This window comes from Thiohalocapsa halophila, assembly GCF_016583825.1.
GTDB lineage: Bacteria > Pseudomonadota > Gammaproteobacteria > Chromatiales > Chromatiaceae > Thiohalocapsa > Thiohalocapsa halophila.
This window is the reverse complement of record NZ_NRRV01000170.1, coordinates 1-1,814: the sequence shown is the minus strand read 5'-3', so window position 1 is coordinate 1,814 and position 1,814 is coordinate 1. Positions and strand designations below refer to the sequence as shown.

The window sequence follows — 1,814 nt, the reverse complement described above, 5'->3', positions numbered from 1 at the left end:
GATTGCGAGCCATCTTAGATCGCGTTCCCGCGACGACATACGCCTGCCGACGGGCGGCCGGAGTGGCGCTTGATTCGGGTTTGCCGCCGCCTCCGCCCGAGGGCCGGCTGCGAGCGGCCGGGCAGTTCCACCGGGGCGTCGCCGCTCACCGCGATCGGCCGCGGGAGCCGTGTCGCGGTCCGGGATAGGCTGGCCGTATCGAGTCGGTGGAAGACGGTCTCGCTCCGGGTGCGAGAGAGCCAGGGCGCTGGCCACCTCGTCGGCAGGATCTACGCCTGTCTCAAAACGCTGAAGCAAGAATGGGAGGTCGATCCCAGGAAGCGCTCTCCACCGCCCGTGGCGCAGCACTTGAAAGCGGTAGCTCTTACCATGGAGGTTGCCCGCCTCGTCAAAAGCGTAAATGCCCGTCACGCCCGCCATTGGCCCGGCGAAATGCGCCGCATTTGCCAATGCCCGCGGTTCCGTGGAACCGGCGCGGCGAATGATCTCAGCGAGTATCTTGACGCTGTCAAAGCCCTGTGCGGCGTTTTGGTCGGGTTCGATCCCGAAAGTCTCGACATAGCTGTTTGTGAATCGTCGTCGAAGCGCGTTGTTCCCCTCCGGGCCGAACACTGTTGGAACAACGGTCAACTCGCCCGCCTCTTTGCTTAGCTCTGCAAAGGGTCCAAGGTTGAGCTTGGGAGAGCCCAACACGGGTTTCCGGATGCCGAGCTCACGAAGCTGTCGCAGCATGCGCGCGCCGGACTCGGTATCGGCGGCGAGAAAGACGGCATCGAAGTCCGACTGTGCGAATTCGTTGATGAGTCGCCGATAATTCGTCTGTGCAGAGAAAAAGGAGCCTTGAAAGGGAACCTCGATGCCGAAGAATCTCGCGAGATCTTCGAACAAGAAGGCCGCTTCGCGGTCGGCGTCATCCACCTGGTGCAGAACGACAATGCGTTCATACCCGAACAGGTCCGCGACGCTCGCGGTCTGAGCGGCCATGACCCGGTTATCCGGAAGCATCCGCAGTACGAAGTTGAAGCCGTGTCGCGTCAGCTCCTCGGTTGCGTCGAACGCGGGCATGAATAGAACCCGGGATCGCTCGTAAATCACCGATGCCGGAACCGCCACGCCGGGACGCCCATGCCCCAGCGCGGCGGTTACGCGAGGGTTGTTGGCAATGCGCTGCACGATCGGGCGGAGGTCATGGAAGTTGTCCGCGCCGGGGCGCACGATCAGCTCGACGGGTCGGCCCAAGAGCCCCCGCTTGGAGGAGTCGATCTCGTCGATTGCCAGACGCACCCCATTGACAAAGCCGCTACCGGGGCTCCCATCTACGACCGCGATCACGACCGGGCCGTCGCTCTGCTTCGCATACAGGCTGCGGCGCTCCGCGATTTCATCAAAGAACGGCCCGCACCCGGCTAACGGCAGCGCGAAGACCATCACCGTCCAGAGCCGAGCGAGCGATGCGGTCATCGACCGCCCGGGATCATCGGTAGGCCGTCTTTGCCCGAACCGATGAGGATCACGCTGCTGTTCTCTGAGCCCGCAATCTCGCGGGTGGCCCTGATCCCCGTTTGCTGGAGCAGGCGGTCGTTGAGTGTAGAGTCGATGCGCGCTTGATAATCACGGATGCCGCGGGCCTCGTCGCGCAGACGATCCGCCTCTTGCGCCGCTGCGCTCAAGCGAAAAGCATACGATTGCAGCAGTTCGCGTTGCGTCAGTTTGTCCTCGATCGCCGCTTTGATTTGGGCGGGGAGTGTCACTGTGCGAATCACAACGTCCTCGCTGTTGACGTAATTGCGCCCCAGCTCGCGGCGTGCTAGGTT

The 1,814-nt window shown here is 63.1% G+C and carries 2 protein-coding genes; both read right to left on the bottom strand.

The genetic code is table 11. The features are described from left to right. The coding region (locus CKO31_RS25755; protein WP_200243684.1) for an ABC transporter substrate-binding protein at positions 1-1,461 on the bottom strand (1,461 nt) is incomplete at its 3' end. Then, on the bottom strand, positions 1,458-1,814 hold a 357-nt coding region (locus tag CKO31_RS25750; RefSeq protein WP_200243681.1), incomplete at its 5' end, for an SPFH domain-containing protein. The genes CKO31_RS25750 and CKO31_RS25755, both read right to left, overlap by 4 nt.